Source organism: Aeromonas sp. (assembly GCF_050252055.1).
In the GTDB taxonomy this organism is placed as follows: Bacteria; Pseudomonadota; Gammaproteobacteria; order Enterobacterales; family Aeromonadaceae; genus Aeromonas; species Aeromonas caviae.
This window is the reverse complement of record NZ_JBFWLQ010000003.1, coordinates 247,596-269,397: the sequence shown is the minus strand read 5'-3', so window position 1 is coordinate 269,397 and position 21,802 is coordinate 247,596. Positions and strand designations below refer to the sequence as shown.

Annotated in this window: 17 protein-coding genes; 11 read left to right on the top strand and 6 right to left on the bottom strand. The window is 62.7% G+C overall.

What is annotated here, in order from left to right; translation table 11 throughout:
• Window positions 1-78: 78 nt before the first annotated feature.
• The 10 genes from ndk to AB7E19_RS07235 all read left to right on the top strand — a co-directional run bounded on the left by ndk (window position 79) and on the right by AB7E19_RS07235 (window position 9,804).
• Complete coding sequence (gene ndk, locus AB7E19_RS07280; protein WP_045524435.1) at window positions 79-507, top strand: nucleoside-diphosphate kinase; 429 nt, start codon at window positions 79-81, stop codon at window positions 505-507.
• A 167-nt stretch (window positions 508-674) separates the two neighbouring features.
• Entirely contained in the window at window positions 675-1,778 is a 1,104-nt protein-coding gene (locus AB7E19_RS07275; RefSeq protein WP_322130851.1) for a bifunctional tRNA (adenosine(37)-C2)-methyltransferase TrmG/ribosomal RNA large subunit methyltransferase RlmN, read from the top strand.
• A gap of 11 nt (window positions 1,779-1,789) precedes the next feature.
• Window positions 1,790-2,581 (top strand): PilW family type IVa pilus biogenesis/stability lipoprotein TapF, encoded by a 792-nt coding sequence (tapF, locus tag AB7E19_RS07270; RefSeq protein ID WP_080768047.1) that lies wholly within the window; start codon window positions 1,790-1,792, stop codon window positions 2,579-2,581.
• Window positions 2,571-3,491 carry a RodZ domain-containing protein gene (locus AB7E19_RS07265; protein ID WP_322130850.1) on the top strand — a complete coding sequence of 307 codons (921 nt, stop codon included), beginning with the start codon at window positions 2,571-2,573 and terminating at the stop codon, window positions 3,489-3,491. Before tapF ends, AB7E19_RS07265 begins: the two co-directional genes overlap by 11 nt.
• Before the next feature lie 10 nt (window positions 3,492-3,501).
• Window positions 3,502-4,632: a flavodoxin-dependent (E)-4-hydroxy-3-methylbut-2-enyl-diphosphate synthase gene (gene ispG, locus AB7E19_RS07260; protein WP_010675049.1), complete on the top strand. Its 1,131-nt coding sequence runs from the start codon at window positions 3,502-3,504 to the stop codon at window positions 4,630-4,632.
• Window positions 4,633-4,770: 138 nt separating this feature from the next.
• Entirely contained in the window at window positions 4,771-6,048 is a 1,278-nt protein-coding gene (hisS, locus tag AB7E19_RS07255; RefSeq protein WP_039038721.1) for a histidine--tRNA ligase, read from the top strand.
• Window positions 6,049-6,051: 3 nt separating this feature from the next.
• Window positions 6,052-6,702 (top strand): YfgM family protein, encoded by a 651-nt coding sequence (locus tag AB7E19_RS07250; protein WP_103242994.1) that lies wholly within the window; start codon window positions 6,052-6,054, stop codon window positions 6,700-6,702.
• Window positions 6,695-7,879 carry an outer membrane protein assembly factor BamB gene (bamB, locus tag AB7E19_RS07245; protein WP_029314685.1) on the top strand — a complete coding sequence of 395 codons (1,185 nt, stop codon included), beginning with the start codon at window positions 6,695-6,697 and terminating at the stop codon, window positions 7,877-7,879. The genes AB7E19_RS07250 and bamB overlap by 8 nt, the downstream gene beginning before the upstream one ends.
• 74 nt (window positions 7,880-7,953) lie before the next feature.
• Window positions 7,954-9,450 (top strand): ribosome biogenesis GTPase Der, encoded by a 1,497-nt coding sequence (der, locus tag AB7E19_RS07240; RefSeq protein WP_010675045.1) that lies wholly within the window; start codon window positions 7,954-7,956, stop codon window positions 9,448-9,450.
• 123 nt (window positions 9,451-9,573) lie between these two features.
• Complete coding sequence (locus AB7E19_RS07235; protein ID WP_039038718.1) at window positions 9,574-9,804, top strand: zinc ribbon domain-containing protein; 231 nt, start codon at window positions 9,574-9,576, stop codon at window positions 9,802-9,804.
• A gap of 322 nt (window positions 9,805-10,126) precedes the next feature.
• On the opposite strand, the gene mltF is transcribed toward AB7E19_RS07235, so the two are convergent.
• Complete coding sequence (gene mltF, locus AB7E19_RS07230; protein WP_029314683.1) at window positions 10,127-11,620, bottom strand: membrane-bound lytic murein transglycosylase MltF; 1,494 nt, start codon at window positions 11,618-11,620, stop codon at window positions 10,127-10,129.
• Window positions 11,621-11,769: 149 nt separating this feature from the next.
• On the opposite strand from mltF, the gene purL reads away from it, so the two are divergent.
• Entirely contained in the window at window positions 11,770-15,663 is a 3,894-nt protein-coding gene (purL, locus tag AB7E19_RS07225; RefSeq protein WP_322130849.1) for a phosphoribosylformylglycinamidine synthase, read from the top strand.
• Between the two features lie 269 nt (window positions 15,664-15,932).
• Here the strand turns inward: purL and nuoN are convergent, their stop codons facing one another.
• The 5 genes from nuoN to nuoJ all read right to left on the bottom strand — a co-directional run bounded on the left by nuoN (window position 15,933) and on the right by nuoJ (window position 21,798).
• On the bottom strand, window positions 15,933-17,396 hold the full coding sequence (gene nuoN, locus AB7E19_RS07220; RefSeq protein WP_039038715.1) for an NADH-quinone oxidoreductase subunit NuoN: 1,464 nt from the start codon (window positions 17,394-17,396) through the stop codon (window positions 15,933-15,935).
• A 43-nt stretch (window positions 17,397-17,439) separates the two neighbouring features.
• Window positions 17,440-18,957 (bottom strand): NADH-quinone oxidoreductase subunit M, encoded by a 1,518-nt coding sequence (gene nuoM / locus AB7E19_RS07215; protein WP_010675038.1) that lies wholly within the window; start codon window positions 18,955-18,957, stop codon window positions 17,440-17,442.
• Window positions 18,958-19,026: 69 nt separating this feature from the next.
• Window positions 19,027-20,874 (bottom strand): NADH-quinone oxidoreductase subunit L, encoded by a 1,848-nt coding sequence (gene nuoL / locus AB7E19_RS07210; RefSeq protein WP_221435770.1) that lies wholly within the window; start codon window positions 20,872-20,874, stop codon window positions 19,027-19,029.
• The gene (nuoK, locus tag AB7E19_RS07205) at window positions 20,871-21,179 is read right to left on the bottom strand and encodes an NADH-quinone oxidoreductase subunit NuoK (protein WP_010675036.1); all 309 of its coding nucleotides are present in this window, start codon (window positions 21,177-21,179) and stop codon (window positions 20,871-20,873) included. The genes nuoL and nuoK overlap by 4 nt, the downstream gene beginning before the upstream one ends.
• Window positions 21,180-21,258: 79 nt before the next feature.
• Window positions 21,259-21,798 carry an NADH-quinone oxidoreductase subunit J gene (gene nuoJ, locus AB7E19_RS07200; protein ID WP_010675035.1) on the bottom strand — a complete coding sequence of 180 codons (540 nt, stop codon included), beginning with the start codon at window positions 21,796-21,798 and terminating at the stop codon, window positions 21,259-21,261.
• Between the last annotated feature and the right edge of the window lie 4 nt (window positions 21,799-21,802).

Below are 21,802 nucleotides of genomic sequence, written 5' to 3'. Positions count from 1 at the left end.
TTTCGTTTTTTGTTTACGTATAATCGCCGCCGAACATGGATTCCTACAATAAAACTCTGTAGTTAAGGAAAGAACTCAATGGCTATCGAACGTACCTTCTCCATCGTCAAGCCGGATGCGGTCAGCAAAAACCTGATTGGTGCCATTTACAGCCGCTTCGAAAGCGCCGGCCTGAAAGTCATCGCCGCCAAGATGCTGCACCTGACCAGCGAACAGGCCGCCGGTTTCTACGCCGAGCACCAGGGCAAGCCATTTTATGATGGTCTGGTCGGCTTCATGACCTCTGGCCCCGTCATGGTACAGGTGCTGGAAGGTGAGGACGCCATCCGCCGTCACCGTGAAATCATGGGCGCCACCAACCCGAAAGAGGCGCTGGCCGGCACCCTGCGCGCCTGCTACGCCGAGAGCATCGATCGCAACGCCGTCCACGGCTCCGATGCCCCGGCCTCTGCCGCCCGTGAAATCGCCTACTTCTTCTCCGACGACGAGATCTGCCCGCGCGGCTGATGTTGTCTGCTGGTGACCAAGGGAGCTTCGGCTCCCTTTTGTTTTTTGGTCATCCTGCCAATATCCACTTATTCTCCAGGTGGAAAGCCAGACCCATTATTTGTACAATGCCGCCCCCTGACGTAGGTCAGCCGATAATTTATGAAGTGTGTGAGCTGAGGCCCCTGATGAGCGAAACAAAAACCAACCTGCTGGATCTCGACCGGGATGCCATGCGTGCCTTCTTCGTCGAGTTGGGCGAGAAGCCGTTCCGGGCAGATCAGATAATGAAGTGGATCTATCACTTCGGTTGTGATGATTTCGATCAGATGAGCAACGTCAACAAGGCGCTGCGCGAGCGGCTCAAGGCGATTGCCGAGATCCGTGCCCCCGAGATCAGCCGTGAACAGCGCTCCGCCGATGGCACCATCAAATGGGCGCTGCAGGTGGGCGATCAGGAGGTGGAGACCGTCTACATTCCGGAAGCGGACCGCGCGACCCTGTGCGTCTCCTCTCAGGTGGGCTGCGCCCTGGCGTGCACCTTCTGCTCCACCGCCCAGCAAGGGTTCAACCGCAACCTGAAAGTTTCCGAGATCATCGGCCAGGTGTGGCGTGCCGCCAAAGTGGTGGGCGGCAAGCGCCCCATCACCAACGTGGTGATGATGGGCATGGGTGAGCCGCTGCTCAACCTCGCCAACGTGGTACCTGCCATGAAGCTGATGATGGATGACTTCGGCTTCAGCATCTCCAAGCGCCGCGTCACTCTCTCCACCTCCGGTGTGGTACCGGCGCTGGATATGCTGGGCGACCAGATCGACGTGGCCCTGGCCATCTCTCTGCATGCACCGAACGATGCGCTTCGCTCCGAGATCATGCCGATCAACGACAAGTACGACATCGAGTCCTTCCTTGCCGGGGTACGTCGCTATCTGGCCAAGTCCAACGCCAACGGCGGCCGGGTGACCGTGGAGTATGTGCTGCTCGACCACATCAACGACGACATGCAGCATGCCCATGAGCTGGCCAAGGTCCTCAAGGAAACCCCTTGCAAGATCAACTTGATCCCGTTCAACCCCTTCCCGGGCAACCCGTTTGGCAAGCCGAGCAACAGCCGTATCGACCGTTTCTCCAAGGTGCTGATGGAATACGGCCTGACCGTCATCGTGCGCAAGACCCGTGGTGACGACATCGACGCCGCCTGCGGCCAGCTGGTGGGGGAGGTGATCGACCGCACCAAGCGCACCATGAAAAATCGGATGCAACAGGATGGGATTTCCGTCAAAATGGTTTAACTCCTAAGCCATTGTATAGACAGGAAATGGATATCCGTACATTGATCGTAGTGGCAGCGCTCTGTGCGCTGCCAGGCTGTGTCACAGAGACCACTTACGCTGGCCAGAATTCGACCCAGCGTGAAGTGGGCCCCGACCTCAAGGCCGCTGCCCAGACTCGTCTCGATCTGGGTATCCAGTATCTGCGCCAGGGCAATGCCGAGCAGGCCAAATTCAATCTCGACCGCGCCCTTCAGTACGATCCCAACAATCCTCAGGTCTACATCGGTTTTGCCTATTTCTATCAGCAGGTGTCGGATTTCAAGGCCGCCGAGGCGAGCTACAAGAAAGCGCTGGCCATGGATCCGTCCAATGCTGACGCGATGAACAACTATGGCGCCTTCCTCTGCAACCGTGGCCGCTTCGACGAAGCGGAAAAGGCGTTCTTGCAGGCCGTCAGCCAGCCCGATTACGTGAAGATCGCCGATACCTACGAGAATGCGGCGCTCTGCTCGATGCAAAATCACAGAAATGACAAGGCTGGCGAGTATTATCGTCTGGCCTTGGGGTATAATCCCCGCAATCCTAGGTTATTGCTGGACATGGCCGAGCTTTCCATGAAAGATGGCAAGCTTCCTGATGTCCAGTCTTACCTCGCGCGCTTTGCCGATGTGGCAGAGGAGAACGAGGAGAGCCTCTGGCTCCGGCTGCGGCTGGCCCAGGCCATGGACAAACCGGCATTACTTCACCAATTCGGGACTGAGCTGGTAAGGCAATATCCCACTTCGCAACAAGCCAAGCGTTACTTAGCCAATGACTACTGAACAGCCACACGATTTCCAAGACGACTCCCAGGCAGCGGGCCCAGGCCAGCTGCTGCGCAACGCCCGTGAACAGCTCGGCTGGACCCGGGAACAGGTTGCGTCCCGCATTCACCTTCGTCTGACCCTGATCGCCGCCATCGAAGCGGATACCTATGACAAGCACACGTCCCATACCTTCATTCGTGGCTATCTGCGGGCCTATGCCAAGCTCGTGGGCATCCCCGAGGAGACCATCCTCGCCGCCTACGAAAAGCTGGGACTGACACCCCCCGACAATATCGACATGCAGAGCTTCTCCCGTCGCTCCCGCCAGCAGGCCAATGACAGCCGGCTCAAGGTGGTGACCTGGCTGGTGATCCTGGTGCTGATCGGGCTCTCCGTCGCCTGGTGGTGGCAGAGCACGGCGCGCCGCTCTGCCGGTGACGACGCCTTGGCGGCGACCGAGATGAGCGCGACCGTCAATACGCCGGAAGCGAATGTTGCCCCCGCCGTGGAGGTCGCCGAGCCCGTGCTGCCCGCAGCGTCCGATGCCGTGTCCACCCAGGTTGTGGTGAGCGGTGCCACCGCGACCCTGCCTGTGGTCGCTACGGATGCCAGCGCAGCCGTCCCGACGAACGTTTCCGGTGCGGTCTCGACTGCCGAGAGCACGACCACCGAGCCCGCCAAGGCGCCTCAGCTCAAGATGAGCTTCACCGCCGACTGCTGGCTGGATGTCAAGGATGCCAGCGGCAAGACCCTGTTCAGTGGTCTGAAGAAGGCGAACGACGAGCTTGTGCTGGAAGGACCCGAGCCACTCAGATTCATCATTGGCGCGCCCATGGCGGTCAATCTCGAATATCAGGGCAAGTCCTTCGACATGAGCCGTTACAACAACGGCCGGACTGCCCGCTTCTCACTGCCGCAGGAGTAATCAGTCCGCCATGTCTGTTCACGAAAAGCCCGCACACGAATCACCCATCGTTCGTCGCAAATCCAGACAGATCATGGTCGGCAACGTGCCGGTTGGGGGCGATGCCCCCATCACGGTACAGACCATGACCAACACCAAGACCACGGACGTGGCCGCTACCGTCGAGCAGATCCAGCGGATCGAGCGGGTCGGGGCCGACATCGTCCGGGTCTCCGTCCCCACCATGGAGGCGGCGGAAGCGTTCAAGCTCATCAAGCAGCAGACCCGCATCCCCATCGTGGCCGACATCCACTTCGACTACCGCATCGCCCTCAAAGTGGCCGAATACGGGGCCGACTGCCTGCGCATCAACCCGGGCAACATCGGCAACGAAGAGCGGGTGCGTGCGGTGGTGGATTGTGCCCGTCACTACAACATCCCCATCCGCATCGGCGTCAACGGCGGTTCCCTTGAGCGTGATCTCCAGGAGAAATACGGCGAGCCGACCCCGGAGGCGCTGCTGGAGTCCGCCATGCGCCACGTGGATTACCTGGATCGCCTCGACTTCCAGAACTTCAAGGTGAGCGTCAAGGCGTCCGATGTCTTCCTGGCGGTCGGTGCCTATCGCCTGCTGGCCAAGCAGATCGATCAACCCCTGCATCTGGGCATCACGGAAGCGGGCGGTTTTCGCGCCGGCGCGGTCAAATCCGCCATCGGCCTTGGCATGTTGCTGAGCGAAGGGATTGGCGACACCCTGCGCATCTCTCTGGCCGCCGATCCGGTGGAAGAGGTGAAGGTGGGCTTCGACATCCTCAAGTCCCTGCGCATCCGCTCCCGCGGCATCAACTTCATCGCCTGTCCCTCCTGCTCCCGTCAGGAGTTCGACGTCATCGGCACGGTCAACGCCCTGGAAGAGCGGCTCGAAGACATCATCACCCCGATGGATGTCTCCATCATCGGCTGTGTGGTGAACGGTCCGGGGGAGGCGCTGGTCTCCGATCTCGGCCTTGCGGGCGCCGCCAACAAGAGTGCCTTCTACGAGGGGGGCCAGCGGGTCGACCGGCTCGACAACAAGGATTTGATCCCGACTCTGGAGCGTCGCATCCGTGCCCGGGCTGCCATGCTGGATCCGGCCAACCAGATCCAGGTGGACAAAGGTTGAACGATGACGGGGCCACCTGGGGTGGCCCCGGCTTTAGGTTGTTGATTTTACATCCCGCATCCGGGCACCCGATTTTACCTCGGGGTCGAAAATCCCTATAATGCGGCCAAATTTTACCTCTTTTTCTCGAGTATCAACGTGGCAAAACAGATCCAAGCTATTCGCGGTATGAATGATTGCCTGCCGGAGCAGAGCCCGGTATGGCAGAAAGTAGAACAGATCCTGCGCCAGGTCGTGGCCAGCTATGGCTACAGCGAAGTGCGCATGCCCATCGTCGAGCAGACCCATCTGTTTAAGCGTGCCATCGGTGAAGTGACCGACGTGGTCGAAAAAGAGATGTACACCTTTGAAGACCGCAACGGCGACAGCCTGAGCCTGCGTCCGGAAGGGACCGCCAGTTGCGTGCGTGCCGGCATCGAGCACGGTCTGCTTTACAACCAGGAACGCCGGATGTGGTACATGGGCCCCATGTTCCGTCACGAGCGTCCCCAGAAAGGTCGTTATCGCCAGTTCCACCAGTTCGGGGTCGAGCTGTTCGGCATCAACGGGCCGGACATCGATGCCGAGCTCATCATGCTGACTCACCGCCTGTGGCGTCTGTTCGGCATCAGCGATCACGTGACTCTGCAGCTCAACACCCTTGGCCAGAGCAGCGAACGTGCCGCCTATCGCGATGCCCTGGTCGCCTATCTGGAACAGTACAAGAGCGAGCTGGACGAAGAGAGCCAGCGCCGCATGTACAGCAACCCCCTGCGGGTGCTCGACTCCAAAGACGAGAAAGTACAGGCCATCCTGGCAGGTGCCCCCCGTCTGTTCGACCACCTGGGCGAAGAGAGCCTGGCTCACTTCGAAGGGCTCAAGCGCCTGCTCACGGCGGCCGGCATCCAGTTCGAGGTGAACGAGCGTCTGGTGCGCGGCCTCGACTACTACAACCTGACCGTGTTCGAGTGGGTGACCAACAGCCTGGGGGCCCAGGGCACCGTCTGTGCCGGTGGTCGCTACGACGGCCTGGTGGAGCAGCTCGGTGGCCAGCCGACCCCGGCGGTGGGCTTTGCCATGGGCATGGAGCGTCTGGTACTGATGCTCGAAACCCTCGAGCTCAATGCTGACATCCGCCCGGCGGTGGATGTCTATCTCTGCATGGTGGGTGAGGGGACCGAGCAGGCTGGCTTTGCCCTGGCCGAGCGCCTGCGCGATGCCCTGCCGGACTTGCGCCTCATGAGCCACTGCGGCGGCGGCAACTTCAAGAAACAACTCAAGCGTGCCGACAAGAGCGGCGCGGCCATTGCCCTGATCCTTGGGGAGACCGAGGTGCAAAGCGGGGAGATCACCATCAAATATCTGCGTGGCCAGGCCGAGCAACAGACCGTCTCGGTCGATGCCGCCATTGCCCTGCTGGCAGCGAAAGGAGAGTAAGCTGTGGAAGTGTATACCACTGAAGAACAACAGGTTGAGGTCATCAAGAGCTGGTGGAAAGAGAACGGCACCTCGGTGATCGCAGGAACTGTTATCGGTCTGGTCGGCCTCTTTGGCTGGCGCTACTACAACGAGATGCAGCAGAACAACCAGGAAGCCGCCTCCCAGGCTTACAACGAGATGACCGCCCAGCTCGCCAAGGGGGATGACGCCGCCCTGGAGCAGGCAAAGAGCTTCATTACCGCTCACAAGGGGGACGCCTATGCCGAGCTGGCCGCCTTGCAACTGGCCGCGGCCGCCGTCAAGGCGGGCAAGCTGGATCTGGCTGCCGAGCAGCTGACCCTGGTGGCCGCCAGTGGCGATGACAGCATCAAGCCCATCGCCGCCCTGCGTCTGGCAAGGGTCCTGAGCGATCAGGGCAAGGCTGACGAGGCCCTGGCCCAGCTTGGCAAAATCAATAATGACGCCTTCAAGGCCCAGGTGGCGGAAGTGCGCGGCGACATCCTGCAAAAGCAGGGCAAGGCCGAAGAAGCGCGTGATGCCTATCAGGCGGCGGCGGATGCCGGCGGCCTGCAGAGCAGCGCCGAACTCAAGCTGAAGATGGATGATCTGGCGCTGCCAGCCGTCACTGCGGGCGAGGCTCCGGATGCGTAATCTGTACAAGCGAATGGCGCTGGGGGTGGCTGTCTCCTTCGCCTTGCAGGGCTGCTCCCTGTTCAGTTCGGAAGAAGATCTCAACCCCATGGCCCCCCTGCCCAAGGTCGAGTCCGCGTTCACTGCCGATACCGCATGGTCCTCCTCGGTCGGTGATGGCATCGGCGACTTCTACTCCCAGCTCAAGCCGGTGGTGGAAGAGGACCGCATCTATGCAGCGGCCCGCGATGGCGATGTGACCGCCTTCGAGCGCGAGAGCGGCAAGGAGCTGTGGAGCGTGGATCTGGCAGATCTGCCCATCAACGCCGACAAGCGCAGTGCCCGTCTCTCCGGTGGTCTGGTCTCTCGCTACGGCAAGCTGTTCCTCGGGTCCGAAAACGGGGTGGTCTATGCCCTGAACGAGGCCAACGGCGAAGTGCTGTGGCAGACCACGGTACCGGGGGAAGTGGTGGCGAGCCCCGCCGTCGAGGATGGCCGTGTGGTGGTGCTGACCACCTCCGGCCGTCTGGTGGCGCTCGATACCGACGAGGGCAAGCTGCAGTGGACCCTGTCCGAAGAGCAGCCGCCCCTGACCCTGCGCAGTGCCGGCGCCCCCATCATCACCAACGGTGCCGTCATCTATGGCCGCGCCGATGGCAAGGTGGGCATCGCCCTGCTGAGCAACGGCCAGCCGGTGCGTCAATCCAAGGTGGCTGACCCGCGCGGCGCCACCGAACTGGATCGGATGGTGGACGTCGATGCCAGCCCGCTGATTGCCGGTGATGAGCTCTACGCCATCGCCTACAACGGCCAGTTGATGGCGCGCAAGCTGATGAGCGGCGACGAAGTGTGGAAACGCAAGTATTCCGGTTATCGCGACATGGCGGTGACCGGCAATGCCATCGTGCTGACCGACAGCCGCAGCCATCTGTTTGCGGTCGATCGTCGCAACGGTCTCGAGCTGTGGTCCAACACCCAGCTGGAAAACCGCACCGTGACCGCCCCCGTCATCCTGGGTGACTATGTGGTGGTCGGCGATGTGGAAGGTTACCTGTATTGGCTGGACCGTACCGACGGGACCATCAAGGCCATGCAGCAGCTCGACAGCAGTGGTCTCTATGCCGCTCCGCTGGTGGAGGGTGACACCCTGTATGTGCAGAGCCGTGACGGCAAGTTGTACGCCCTCAAGCGTCCTTGATCGTCCGATAATGTGAATATCCGGCTCCTGGTCTTCGGACCCGGAGCCTTTGTCGTCTTGAGAATGAGGCTTTTATGACTCCTGTAGTTGCCCTGGTGGGCCGCCCCAACGTGGGGAAATCCACCCTGTTTAACCGCCTGACCCGTACCCGGGATGCCCTGGTTGCCGACTTCCCCGGCCTGACCCGGGACCGCAAATATGGCCAGGCGAAGCTGGGCGAGCTGGAATTTATCGTGGTCGATACCGGCGGTATCGATGGCACCGAGGAGGGGATCGAGCTGAAGATGGCCGAGCAGTCCCTGCTGGCCATCGAAGAGGCCGATGTGGTGCTCTTCATGGTGGATGCCCGTGCCGGTCTCACCGCGGCGGATCAGGCCATCGCCGAGCACCTGCGCAAGACCCACAAGAAGGTGTTTCTGGTGGCCAACAAGACCGACGGCATCGACGGTGACTCCGCGGTGTCCGAGTTCTACGGTCTGGCCCTGGGCGAGGTCTACCAGATGGCGGCCGCCCACGGCCGTGGCGTACTGAGCCTGCTGGAGCTGGCCCTGGCCCCCCACCTCGAGACCCTGGTCGGCTCTGCCACCGAGGCACAAGAGGAAGAGGAGCTGGAGGAGTTCGACGAAGAGGCCCTGCTGCGCATGGTGGCTGCCGGTGAGCTCGACACCCGGGAAGACACCAAGGAGACGCCGTTCGCCGACCTGCCCATCAAGTTCGCTATCGTCGGTCGTCCCAACGTCGGCAAGTCGACCCTGACCAACCGCATGCTGGGTGAAGATCGGGTCATCGTCTACGACATGCCGGGTACCACCCGCGACTCCGTCTACATCCCCATGGAGCGCGACGATCAGAAATACGTGGTCATCGACACCGCCGGCGTGCGTCGCCGTGGCAAGGTGCACGAGACGGTGGAGAAGTTCTCCGTCATCAAGACGCTCAAGGCGATTGAAGATGCCAACGTCTGCCTGCTGGTCATTGACGCCCGGGAGACCATCACGGATCAGGACTTGAGCATCCTCGGCTTCGTGCTCAACAGCGGCCGCTCCGTGGTACTGGTGGTCAACAAGTGGGACGGCCTGGATCAGAAGGTGAAAGAGGACGTCAAGAACGAGCTGGACAGACGTCTGGGCTTCATCGACTTCGCCCGGGTGCACTTCATCTCCGCCCTGCACGGCAGTGGCGTCGGTCACCTGTTCGAATCCATCAACGAGGCTTACGAGTCCGCGACTCGCCGCACCAGCACCGCCATGCTGACCCGCATCATGCAGATGGCCCAGGAAGATCACCAGCCGCCCATGGTGAATGGTCGCCGGGTCAAGCTGAAGTATGCCCACGCCGGTGGTTACAACCCGCCGCGCATCGTGATCCACGGCAACCAGTTGAACGACCTGCCTGACTCCTACAAGCGCTACCTCATCAACTACTTCCGCAAGTCGTTGAAAATCATGGGGACGCCGATCCGGGTGGAGTTCCAGGAGTCGGTCAACCCGTTCGAGGGCAAGAAGAACACCCTGACCCTGAGCCAGGAACGCCAGCGCAAGCGTCTGCTCAAGGCCAAAGCGAAGAAATAAAGCCCTGCGGCTGCCCTTACCGGTAGCCGTTTTTCTTGATGGCCCTCCTCAAGGCAGGCAAACCGGGGGAGGGGCTGCGAGTGACGCCGGTGCACAGTGACCTAAAGAGGAGTCGAGAAGAGAATGAACACGCTGACCTGCCCTGCCTGTCAGGGCGAACTGGACAGCCGCAGCCGCGAGACGACGTGTGGCCAGTGTCAGGCCCGTTATCGCATCCGGGCCCTGTGTCCTGCCTGCGGGCAGGAGCTGGAGCGGCTTCGGGCTTGCGGCGCGGTGGATTATTTTTGCAACCACTGCAACACCCTGGTCTCCAAGCGCACCGTTCTGTTTGAGGCGCAGCCTGACAAGGCATAAAAAAACCCGGCTGATGCCGGGTTTATACTGTGTGCTCCGCTATCAGCAGCGTGAAGGAGCGGTTTCTGTGCCAGATCTTGCGTTTCATGTCGGCCAGCTTGAGCTTGCGTCTCGGGCTCCAGGCACATTTGGTTTTTCGGGCCAACATGGCTCTTCTGCGTGCTCGCATCCTGTTCTCCTCCCTGGTCTTGCGTGGGGCCGAAAGGGCCCTTGGCAGGAACTGCAACGCAATGAATACATTGCAATAAGTTCGCTCCAGCGCCCCTCGTATACCCAAGGATGGTAACAGAGAACAGGGCAGGAAAACACACCCCCGGCGAGGCTAGGGGGTGATGATCTGTTTGACCACTTCGGCGATGATGGCCGGACGCTGCGCCGGCACGTCCGGCTCGCTGCTGTCGTCCTCGTCCAGCTCCTCCCGACGATGGGCCTTCTGCTGTTCGTTGTCGAGCCAGAGCAGGCTCTGGTAGTACTGGCGCACGTTGTTGACATAGTTGCGCGCCTCGCCGCCACGGGCATAGCCATAGCGTACCTTGCGATGCCAGCGTGACTGCTGCAGCAGCGGCAACACCTCTTTCACGTCGCTCCAGGCGTCCGGGTTCTTGCCCAGCTCCTTGGTCAGGCGGCGGGCATCCATCATGTGGCCGTAGCCGATGTTGTAGGCGGTGAGGGCAAACCACACTTTCTCGTCCGCCGGGACCGAGTCGGGCACCTTCGCCATCATCTCCTGCAGGTAGCGGGCGCCCCCCTTGATGCTCTCTTCCGGGTGGGTGCGATCGTTTACCCCCATCGCCTTGGCGGTCGGGCCGGTGAGCATCATCATGCCACGCACCCCGGTGTAGGACCGTGCCTGGGGATCCCAGTGGGATTCCTGATAGCTGATGGCGGCCAGCAGCCGCCAGTCGATATCCTTGGCGTGGGTCTGGAACAGCGCCTGGTACTTGGGCAGCAGGCTCTTGGCCCGTTGCAGGAAGGTACGGGTGTCGACGAAGTCGAAGTTCTGCACGTGGCCGAAGTACTTCTCGTCGAGCTTGGCGATGGCGCCATCCATGAAGCGCTGACCGAAGAAGTCGATGATGCTGGCGTAGAGACTGTCGTCGGGCAACTTGGTCATGGCCCAGGCCACGGTCTGCTTGCTGGCGAGGGTCAAGCCTTCGGTGAGTTCGGGGTAGTAGCGCTGGGTACGGGCAAGTATGGTGTCCTGCACCACCGTGTAGTCCACCTTGCCGTCGGCCACCTGCTTGAGCAGCTCTTCCACGTCCGCATCCCGATTGGTGCTCCACTTCAGGTTGGGGTACTGCTTGGCCAGCTCCTTCATCAGGTCCTCGCCGGTGGAGCCCGCCGGCACCACTATGCTGCCCTTGATGTCACCGAGGTTCTTGGGCCTGGGGGAGCCGTTGCGATAGACCAGCTTGGGGGAGACCTGGTAGAAGCCTGGGCCGAAGCGGAACAGCTTGCGCCGCTCCGGGGTCACGACGATGGCGGCGGCGGCGAGATCCAGCTTGCCCTTTTGCAGTTGCTCGACCAGCTCGGCGGTGCTGTAGGCCGGTACTATGGTCAGCTTGACCCCCAGCCAGTCGGCGTAAAGCTGCGCCAGCTCGTAGTCGAACCCCAGTGCGGTGTCGTCACGCTGGTAATAGGAAGTGGGGCCGTAGAGGGTGCCAACCCGGATCTCGCCTCGCTGGCGGATCTGCTCCAGTTGGCTGGAGGGGTGGTAGAAGTCGCAACCGGCCAGGGCCAGCGTCAACATCATCCCGATGAACAGTCGAAAAATGCAGCGCAAGTAGGTGAGTACCCTTGTTGAAAAAATCGGCATTTGTCAAAAAAGAGGCACCTTTATACCAGAGAGTATGAAGGGAGTCACACCGCGCGAGATGAGAAAAACGTTTGTTCAGGATGGGCCTGATCCCTATAATACGCGCGTCTCAAATCCCCCCACACTCTAAAACTTGGTGAGAAAGGTATATGGAAATCTTGCGTGGTGCCCCAGCACTGTCTGAGTTTCGTGTCCACAAGCTGCTGCAGAGCTGCGCACAGAGAGGAGTAGAGATAGCAAGCGTCTATGCGGAATACGTGCATTTTGCCGAGCTGACGAGCCCGCTGTCGCCCCCCGAGCGAGCGACCTTGGGCCAGCTTCTGCGCTACGGCCCGACCATCCCGGAACACACCCCCAGCGGTCAGCTGTTCCTCGTTACCCCCCGCCCCGGCACTATCTCCCCCTGGTCTTCCAAAGCAACCGACATCGCCCACAACTGCGGCCTGAAACAGGTCAAGCGGCTGGAGCGCGGCATTGCCTATTACGTGCAGGCCAAGGGTGAGCTGAGCGTGGCCCAGCGTAGCGAGATCGCGGCCCTGCTGCACGATCGCATGATGGAAGTGGTCTTTGCCGAGATGAACGAGGCCGTCGCCCTGTTTGCTCACCACGAGCCGCGCCCCTTTACCCAGGTAGATGTGCTGGGTGGTGGTCGCGCCGCCCTGGAAGAGGCCAACGTGACCCTGGGTCTGGCCCTGGCAGATGACGAAATAGATTACCTGGTGACCAACTTCACCCGGCTGGGTCGCAATCCCAACGACATCGAGCTCTACATGTTTGCCCAGGCGAACTCCGAGCACTGCCGTCACAAGATCTTCAACGCTGACTGGACCATCGACGGCGAGCAGCAGCCCAAGTCGCTGTTCAAGATGATCAAGAACACCTTCGAGCAGACGCCGGATCATGTCCTGTCTGCCTACAAAGACAACGCCGCGGTGATGGAAGGCAGCCAGGGTGGCCGCTTCTTCCCGAGCCCCGCCAACGGTGAGTACCAGTATCACCAGGAGCGTGTCGACATCCTGATGAAGGTGGAAACCCACAACCACCCGACCGCCATCTCTCCCTTCCCGGGTGCCGCGACCGGCTCCGGCGGCGAAATCCGCGACGAGGGTGCGACAGGCCGTGGCGCCAAGCCCAAGGCGGGCCTGGTGGGCTTCTCCGTCTCCAACCTGCGCATTCCCGGCTTCGAGCAGCCCTGGGAGCAGGACTTCGGCAAGCCGAGCCGCATCGTCAGCGCCTTTGACATCATGCAGGAAGGGCCCCTTGGCGGCGCCGCCTTCAACAACGAATTCGGTCGCCCTGCCATCCTGGGTTACTTCCGTACCTTCGAAGAGCAGGTGCCGAGCCACAACGGCGTCGAGGTGCGCGGCTACCACAAGCCCATCATGCTGGCGGGTGGCATCGGCAACATCCGCAGCGAGCACGTCCAGAAAGGGGAGATCCCGGTGGGGGCTGCCCTCATCGTGCTGGGTGGTCCGGCCATGAACATCGGCCTGGGTGGCGGCGCAGCCTCCTCCATGGCGTCCGGTCAGTCTGCCGAAGATCTCGACTTCGCCTCCGTGCAGCGTGACAACCCCGAGATGGAGCGTCGCTGCCAGGAAGTGATCGACCGCTGCTGGCAACTGGGGGACGACAACCCCATCGTCTTCATCCACGACGTGGGCGCCGGTGGTCTCTCCAACGCCATGCCGGAGCTGGTGAGCGACGGGGAGCGCGGTGGTCGCTTCGACTTGCGTGCCATTCCGAACGACGAGCCGGGCATGAGCCCGCTGGAAGTCTGGTGCAACGAATCCCAGGAGCGCTATGTGCTGGCTGTGGCCCAGGACAAGCTGCCTCTGTTCAAGGCCCTGTGCGAGCGCGAACGCGCCCCCTATGCCGTCATCGGCACCGCCACCGAAGAGAAGCATCTCACTCTCTCTGATGATCACTTTGACAACCAGCCCATCGATCTGCCGCTGGACGTGCTGCTTGGCAAGGCGCCCAAGATGCACCGCGACGTGCAGAGCCTGCCCGCCCAGGGCAAGGCGCTGCAACTGGACGGCATCACCCTCAGCGACGCCGCCGAGCGCGTGCTGCGCCTGCCGACCGTGGCGGAGAAGTCCTTCCTCATCACCATCGGCGATCGCACCGTAACGGGCCTCGTCAACCGCGACCAGATGGTCGGCCCCTGGCAGATCCCGGTGGCTGACTGCGCCGTTACCGCCGCGACCTACGACAGCTACCACGGTGAAGCCATGTCCATGGGCGAGCGCACCCCGGTGGCGCTGCTCTCTCATGCCGCCTCCGCCCGCATGGCGGTGGCCGAGGCCTTGACCAACCTGGCACCGGCCAATATCGGCTCCCTCAAGCGGGTCAAGCTCTCCGCCAACTGGATGTCCGCAGCCGGCCACCCGGGGGAAGATGCGGGTCTCTACGAAGCCGTGAAAGCGGTGGGCGAAGAGCTCTGCCCGGCCCTTGGCATCACCATCCCGGTGGGCAAGGACTCCATGTCCATGAAGACCCGCTGGCAGCAGGACGGGGAAGAGCGCAGCGTCACCTCGCCGCTCTCCCTGCTCATCTCGGCGTTTGCCCGGGTCGAGGACGTGCGCAATACCGTGACCCCGCAACTGCGCACCGATCTCGGTGAGACCGACCTTATCCTCATCGACCTTGGCAACGGCAAGCAGCGCCTCGGCGCCTCGGCCCTGGCCCAGGTTTACCGCCAGCTTGGGCAAAGCGCTCCGGATCTGGACAACCCGGTCCAGCTCAAGGGTTTCTTCAACGCCATCCAGGCGCTGGTGGCGGATCGCAAGCTGATTGCCTACCACGACCGCTCCGACGGCGGCCTCTTCGTCACCCTGACCGAGATGGCGTTTGCCGGTCACTGCGGCCTCGACATCCAGCTCGATCGCGTGGGTGGCGACCTGCTGCCGGCCCTGTTCAACGAGGAGCTGGGGGCCGTCATCCAGGTTCGTCGCGAAGACAAGGAAGCGGTGCTGACCCTGCTGGCCGGTCACGGTCTGGCAGCCTGCTCCCATGTGCTGGGCACGGTGCGCGAAGACGACCTCATCCTGTTCCAGCGTGCCGGCAGCGAAGTGTATCGCGCCAGCCGCACCGCCCTTCGCACCATCTGGGGCGAGACCAGCTGGCAGATGCAGCGCCTGCGCGACAACCCGGAGTGCGCCGATCAGGAGCATGCCGCCCGCCAGGACGCCACCGATCCGGGTCTGCAGGCCAGGCTCACCTACAACCCGTCCGACGACGTGGCCGCGCCCTATATCGCTCGCGGGGCTTCTCCCCGTCTGGCGGTGCTGCGCGAGCAGGGGGTCAACTCCCACGTGGAGATGGCGGCCGCCTTCGATCGCGCCGGTTTTACTGCGGTGGACGTGCATATGAGCGACATCCTCGAGGGGCGCATCAAGCTTGAGGAGTTCCAGACCCTGGTGGCCTGTGGCGGCTTCTCCTACGGCGACGTGCTGGGGGCGGGTGAAGGCTGGGCCAAGTCCATCCTGTTCAACGACAACGCCCGTGAGCAGTTCCAGCGCTTCTTCGAGCGCGGCGATACCCTCTCCCTGGGGGTGTGCAACGGCTGCCAGATGATGTCCAACCTGCGTGACCTCATCCCGGGGGCCGATCTCTGGCCGCGCTTCGTGCGCAACCGCTCCGAGCGCTTCGAGGCGCGCTTCAGCCTGGTGGAAGTGCAGGACTCCCCGTCCGCCTTCTTCGCCGGGATGGCGGGCTCCGTGATGCCGATTGCCGTCTCCCACGGGGAAGGGCGCGTGGAAGTGCGCGATGCCGCTCACCTGGCTGCGCTGCAACAAAGCGGTCTGGTGGGGCTGCGTTTCGTGGACAACCGCGGCAACGTCACCGTGCAATACCCGGCCAACCCCAACGGCTCCCCTGACGGTATCACCGCGGTGACCAGTGCGGACGGTCGCGCCACCATCATGATGCCGCACCCGGAGCGGGTGTTCCGCACCGTGGCCAACTCCTGGCACCCGGACAACTGGGGTGAGGATGGCGCCTGGATGCGCATGTTCCGCAATGCTCGGGTTCGCCTGGGTTAAGCGCCAGCAAGAAACCAAAAACCGGCCCTTGTGGCCGGTTTTTTTATGGGCATGGGTCTGAGAATGGGGAGGGCAAGAGGAGACGATCACGATGGGGGCGAGGCCGTCTTCAGCTCGCTGCTCCGCCAGCCGCTTGCTGGAGGATATGGGATGGATTGAGGGGGCCGATCTGGTATCGCCTGCCAGACGGGCAAGCCGGACCGGGCCTTGGTGGACATAAAAAAAACCGGCCACGGAGGCCGGTTTTGCTGTGTGAACGGAACCTGAGGCTAGCGCAGCACCACGTGCTGGAAGCCCTGCACCAGGCTGATGACGGGCTGGGGGTAGATGCCGAGCAATACCACCAGAATGGCGGAGAGCAGCACCACCAGGCCCCCGGAGGAGAAGGCCCAGTCGGCCCTGGCATCGCGCAGTTGCATGCCGGGTTCACGCAGGTAGAGGGTGACCATGACCCGCAGGTAGTAGTAGAGCCCCAGGGCACTGCCGAGCACGATGGCGCCACTGAGCCACCACAGCTTGGCATCGACGGTGACGCCGATGAGGTAGAACTTGCCGATGAACCCCAGCGTCATGGGGATACCCGCGAGGGAGAGCATCATCACCGTCATCACCGCCGTCAGATAGGGGCGCTTCCAGAACAGACCGCGATAACTGTGCAGGGAGTCCGCATCCTTGCCGCGATAGGGGCTGGACATCATGCTGATGACGCCGAAGGCCCCCAGGCTGGTGAACAGGTACATCAGCAGGTAGACACCCGCCGCTTCCACCGGCATCTCGCCGAGGCGGCTTGCCACCACCACTGCCAGCAGATAGCCGAAGTGGGAGATGGAGGAGTAACCCATCATCCGCTTGATGTTGGTCTGGATCAGCGCCAGGAGGTTGCCGACCACGATGGAGATGACTGCCATGGCCGCCAGCAGCCAGTGGATCATGGGATCCGAGGTGGCGGGTACCGCCAGGTAGAAGCGCAGCAGCACGCAGAACACGGCTATCTTGCTCACGGTGGCGAGGAAGGTGGCCACCGGTGCCGGCGCCCCTTCATAGACGTCCGGGGTCCAGAGGTGGAAGGGGGCGAGGGACAGCTTGAACGCAAAGCCGACCAGCATCAGGCCAAAGCCCCCCATCAGCAGCGGATGGTGAGCCGGGCTCTGGGCCAGGGTCACACCGAGATCGCTGAAGCTCAGGCTTCCGGCCTGGGCGTAGAGCAGTGCCATGCCAAACAGCAGGAAGGCGGTGGCACTGGCGGAGAGCACCATGTACTTGATGCTGGCTTCCAGCGAGTGCCGCTCGCGATAGGCATACCCCACCAGACCGAACATGGGCAGGGTCAGCATCTCGATCCCGATGAAGAGCGAGGCGAGGTGACGGGAGGCCGCCAGCACCAGACCACCTGCGGTGGCGATGAGCAGCAGCAGGTAGAACTCTTCCCGGTTGTCCGGATAGCCCTTGAGCCAGGTGCGACCGAAGGTGCAGGTGGCCAGGGCCCCGATGAGCACCAGCCCCATGTAGAAGACCGCGTAAGCGTCCACTTGCAGCAGGGGAGTGACTCCCTGATCCCCCTGGGCCATCACGATGGGCAGAGAGAAGAGCGCGAGGTTGAGGCCGATGATGGTGACCACGAAGGCGGTGTCGTCACAGCGCTTCCAGGCGATGGCCAGCATCAGGGCCACCATGGCCCCCGTGGTCAGCAACAGGGGCAGCAGGGCCAGCAGTTGAGAAACAGTAAACGTCATGACAGTGCTCCCGACATGGACAAGGAAGGCGAAAGAGAAAGCATCATTGCAGCGCCCCCGTGCCCGGCAGCGCGTACCAGTGCAGCACGCTCAGGAGGCTGCTGCTGGCGGTGTCGAGCACCGGCTGGGGATAAAGACCGAGCAGCACCAAGAGGCCGGCGATGGTCAGCATCATGGTCAGTTCCCGGGTATCCAGCCCCTTGAGCATGCTCTCCTCCCGGGGCGTCCCGAAGCAGGCCCGCTGCAGCATGATGAGGGAGTAGACCGAGGCCAGCACCAGCCCGAAGGTGGCGATGACGGTGATGACGGGGGCCACCTGGAAGCTGCCGATGAGGATCAGGAACTCGCCGACGAAGTTGCCGGTCCCCGGCATCCCGAGGGATGCAACGGAGAAGAACAGCATCACGCCGGGCAGGTAGCGCAGCCGTCCCCAGAGACCGCCCATCTGGCGCAGATCCCGGGTGTGCAGACGCTCGTAGAGCTGGCCGCACAGGATGAAGAGGCCGGCGGCCGAGAGCCCGTGGGCAATCATCTGTACCACTGCCCCTTGCAGGGCGAGCTCGCTGCCCGAGTAGATGGCGATCATCACGAAGCCCATGTGGGAGATGCTGGTGTAGGCAACCAGCCGCTTGATGTCGGTCTGGGCAAAGGCCAGCAGGGCGCCATAGACGATGCCGATGAGGCCTAGCACCATGGCGTAGGGGGCAAACTCGGCGGACGCCTCGGGGAAGAGCGGCAGGGTGAAGCGCAGCAGGCCGTAGGCCGCGGTTTTGAGCAAGATGCCCGCGAGATCCACGGAGCCTGCGGTGGGCGCCTGGCTGTGGGCATCAGGGAGCCAGCCATGGAGCGGCACCAGGGGCATCTTGACCGCGAAGGCGATGAAGAAGCCCAGCATCAGCAGCCACTGTACCGTGCTGCTCATGGGGGTGTTGAGCAGTTCCTGATAGTTGAAGGTGAAGACACCGGTGGCGGCGTGGTGGGTCAGTACCAGGCCCAGGATGGCCACCAGCATGATGAGGCCGCTCGCCTGGGTGTAGATGAAGAACTTGGTGGCGGCGTTGATGCGCGACTTGCCATCGGTGACCGAGTGGCCCCAGAGCGCGATCAGGAAGTACATCGGCACCAGCATCATCTCCCAGAAGAAGAAGAAGAGGAACAGATCCACCGCCATGAAGACGCCGAGCACGCCCCCCAGGATCCACAGCAGGTTGAGGTGGAAGAAGCCGATGCGCTGGACGATCTCCTTCCAGGAACAGAGGATGGCCAGCACGCCGATGAAGCTGGTGAGGATCACCATCAGGAGCGACAGCCCGTCCACGGCGAGGTGCAGGGAGATGCCGAAGCGGGGGATCCAGGGTTGTTGCCACTCGGCTGCCCAGACGGGGAGGCCGGGGTTGGCGAGGGTGAAGTCACCACCGAGCCAGATGGCGCTGGAGAGCACCAGACAGGCGCTCATGGAGGCGAGGGCCACCCAGCGGACAAACTGTCCGCCGAGCCGCTCCATCTGCCAGCAGAGCAAGCCGCCGATGAAGGGAATTAGCAAGATCCAGAGTAAGGTCACGATATCAGCTCTCATCTAGGTTCTAGTCGGGCAGGCGCTGAGCCTGCCACACAATATTGGGCTCATGGATCAGCCGAGCAGCAGCAGGGCCAGGATCAGGGCGGCGCCCATCCCCATGGAGGCTGCGTACCAGCGCAACTTGCCGGAGACGGTCCAGGCCAGCAGCTGATGCCCCCCCTGGGCCAGCACGGCGGGCAGGTTCATCATCCTGTCCAGCGGATCCTTGCCGAGCAGGCGAGTCGCCAGCAGGTAGGGCTTGACCCAAATCAGGTCATAAAGCCAGTCAAAGCCCCAGGCATTGAACCAGAGGGTGGACAGAGCCCGCCCCGGTGCACTCTCGGCGATCCCCTTCGCCAGGCGACGTTCGCCGAGGAAGAGGAAGGCGGCCAGCGCAATGCCTGCCACGGCGATGACGCCGGAGAGGATCTCGAGGCCATGGCGTCCCTCTTCGATGTGATCTCCCGGGCCGGCCGGCAGCACTCCTGCCAGCGGTGGCACGATGAGGGCGCCGACTCCGGTGGAGAGCACCAGCAGCACCAGCAGTGGCAAATGGTGGGCAAGGCCCTGTCCGGCGTGAGCCTGGGTCTGCTCCTTGCCGTGGAAGGCGATGAAGATGAGGCGGAAGGTGTAGAGGGAGGTGAGGAAGGCACCACCCAGACCGGCCCACAGCAGGGCGCTCTGGCCACTGGCCTGCACCTGCCAGAGGATGGCGTCTTTACTGTAGAAACCGGCGGTCACCAGTGGCAGCGCGGCCAGGGCCGAGCCCCCCACCAGGAAGCAGGCATAGACCAGTGGCAGGCGATGCCGAAGGCCTCCCATCTTGAAGATGTTCTGCTCGTGGTGGGTCGCGACAATGACGGCCCCGGCGGAGAGGAACAAGAGCGCCTTGAAGAAGGCGTGGGTCATCAGGTGGAAGATGGCCCCTTCCCAGGCGCCAACACCAAGAGCCAGGAACATGTAGCCTATCTGGCTCATGGTGGAGTAAGCCAGGATCCGCTTGATGTCGGTCTGCACCAGGGCGGCAAAACCGGCCAGCACTAGCGTGATGGCACCGACCAGCGCCACCAGATGCAGGATCTCGGGGGCCAGCAGGAACAGGCCGTGGGTACGGGCGATGAGATAGACACCGGCGGTCACCATGGTGGCCGCGTGGATCAGCGCCGAGACCGGGGTCGGGCCCGCCATGGCGTCCGCCAGCCAGGTCTGCAGGGGCAGCTGGGCGGATTTGCCGACCGCGCCGCCGAGCAGCATGAGGCAGGCGAACGACAGGGCAGGGGAGCCGTCGGCAAACATCGCAGGGGCTCGCACCAGCAGCTCGTGAATGTTGAGGGTGCCGAGCTCGCGATAGAGCACGAAGAGCCCGATGGCGAGGAAGACGTCGCCGACCCGGGTCACCACGAACGCCTTGAGGGCGGCGGCGCCGTTGTTGCGATCCTTGTAGTAGAAGCCGATCAGCAGGTAGCTGCAAAGCCCCACCCCTTCCCAGCCCAGGTAGACGAACAGCAGGTCATCGGCCAGCACCAGGAACAGCATGCTGGCGATGAAGAGGTTGGTGTAGGTGAAGAAGCGTGAATACCCCTCTTCCCCGCGCATGTACCAGGAGGCGAACAGGTGGATGAAGAAGCCCACCCCGGTCACGACCCCCAGCATGGTCAGCGACAGCCCGTCCAGGGAGAGACGGAAGGCGGGCTGGAACTCGCCCACCGTCATCCACTGCCACAGGGTCTGGGTATAGACGCCGCCTTCCGGCATGGTATTGAGAAAATCGATGCCGACCCACAGGGTAGTGAGGGCCGAGAGACCGATGCTGCCGACACCGATGAGCGCCGAGGTGCGCTCGCCGAGGCGGCCGAGGGAGAAGGCCAGCAGCAGCCATCCCAGCAGCGGGAACAGGAAAGTCAGATATAGGAGGCTCATCCGCGCATCTCGCTCACAGTGTCCACGTTCAGGGTGTGGTAACGACGATAGAGCAGCAGTAACAGGGCGAGGCCGATACTGGCCTCCGCTGCCGCCAGAGAAATCACCAGTATGTACATGATCTGGCCGTCGGCCTGGGCCCAGCGGCTACCCGCCACCACGAACGCCAGGGCGGACGCGTTCATCATGATTTCGATACTCATGAGGATAAACAACAGGTTGCGGCGTATCAGCAGGCCGCACAGGCCGATGGCAAACAAAATGGCCGCCAGCAGGAGGCCGTGCTCCATGGGAATTCCACTCATCGCCATGCTCCTTGTGCTTGCTGGATGGAAAGGGGGCGGGCTGCCGGCAGCGAGCCATGCATCACCACGGGGATGTCGCTCATTGCTGACCTCCTTCCTGTGTGGTGCGAGGTACGGAGAGCACTTCCCCGCTCTTGTCCTCGCGGCCCAGGTGATAGGCGGTGACCAGACCCGCCAGCAGCAGGATGGAGGCGAGCTCCACCGCCAGCACATAGGGGCCGAACAGGGCGATACCGACTTCCTTGGCGCTGACCTCGGTCAGACCCAGTTCACCGCCGGTCACGCCGAGAATGCCGTGGGCCAGAAAGCCCAGCAAAATGAGGGAGAGCAGGGCCGGGCCACCCCAGGTCATGGGGGTGAGCCACTTCTTCTCCTGATCCTGGGCGCTCCCCAGGTTCAGCATCATCACCACGAACACGAACAGCACCATGATTGCGCCGGCGTAGACGATCACCTGCAGGGCCCCCGCAAAGGCCGCGCCCAGGCAAAAGAAGATCATGGCCACGGCGATGAGGGAGATGATGAGATTGAGCAGCGCATGCATGGGGTTGCTGGTGCTGATCACCCGCAGCGTGCTGTAAACGGCGACCAGGGCCGCGGCATAGAATGCCAGTTCCATGATT

Bases quoted from the DNA above. Each gene is read 5' to 3' on its own strand.
- ndk (WP_045524435.1), top strand. From the start codon at position 79: ATGGCTATCGAACGTACCTTCTCCATCGTCAAGCCGGATGCGGTCAGC.
- AB7E19_RS07275 (WP_322130851.1), top strand. From the start codon at position 675: ATGAGCGAAACAAAAACCAACCTGCTGGATCTCGACCGGGATGCCATG.
- AB7E19_RS07265 (WP_322130850.1), top strand. From the start codon at position 2,571: ATGACTACTGAACAGCCACACGATTTCCAAGACGACTCCCAGGCAGCG.
- ispG (WP_010675049.1), top strand. From the start codon at position 3,502: ATGTCTGTTCACGAAAAGCCCGCACACGAATCACCCATCGTTCGTCGC.
- bamB (WP_029314685.1), top strand. From the start codon at position 6,695: ATGCGTAATCTGTACAAGCGAATGGCGCTGGGGGTGGCTGTCTCCTTC.
- der (WP_010675045.1), top strand. From the start codon at position 7,954: ATGACTCCTGTAGTTGCCCTGGTGGGCCGCCCCAACGTGGGGAAATCC.
- AB7E19_RS07235 (WP_039038718.1), top strand. From the start codon at position 9,574: ATGAACACGCTGACCTGCCCTGCCTGTCAGGGCGAACTGGACAGCCGC.
- mltF (WP_029314683.1), bottom strand. From the start codon at position 11,620: ATGCCGATTTTTTCAACAAGGGTACTCACCTACTTGCGCTGCATTTTT.
- purL (WP_322130849.1), top strand. From the start codon at position 11,770: ATGGAAATCTTGCGTGGTGCCCCAGCACTGTCTGAGTTTCGTGTCCAC.
- nuoN (WP_039038715.1), bottom strand. From the start codon at position 17,396: ATGACGTTTACTGTTTCTCAACTGCTGGCCCTGCTGCCCCTGTTGCTG.
- nuoL (WP_221435770.1), bottom strand. From the start codon at position 20,874: ATGAGCCTCCTATATCTGACTTTCCTGTTCCCGCTGCTGGGATGGCTG.
- nuoK (WP_010675036.1), bottom strand. From the start codon at position 21,179: ATGAGTGGAATTCCCATGGAGCACGGCCTCCTGCTGGCGGCCATTTTG.
- nuoJ (WP_010675035.1), bottom strand. From the start codon at position 21,798: ATGGAACTGGCATTCTATGCCGCGGCCCTGGTCGCCGTTTACAGCACG.